Below are 224 nucleotides of genomic sequence, written 5' to 3' on the forward strand. Positions count from 1 at the left end.
GAGCAACTGCATCTGAATAAGGGCGAGGTATTTGAGCGGGGTGTAATTAACGTCTTCAAAGGACTTAGCTGGGATTTTAAGACGAATAGCCCTTGCAAATTTGGAAGGAAAATCATCGTCAGTGGGCTGATCAAATGTGACCGGTGGGGATTTGGGCTCAACTGGGGCTTGTAGCGCGATCGGTTAGCAGACCTAGAGCGCATGCTGATGCTTCTGGACGGAAA

At 49.1% G+C, this 224-nt stretch carries 1 pseudogene; it reads left to right on the forward strand.

What is annotated here, in order from left to right:
• Window positions 1-171, forward strand: a pseudogene (locus JSN25_RS01695) (DUF4942 domain-containing protein); the annotation flags it as partial.
• Between the last annotated feature and the right edge of the window lie 53 nt (window positions 172-224).

This window comes from Citrobacter cronae, from assembly GCF_016893685.1.
GTDB lineage: Bacteria > Pseudomonadota > Gammaproteobacteria > Enterobacterales > Enterobacteriaceae > Citrobacter > Citrobacter werkmanii.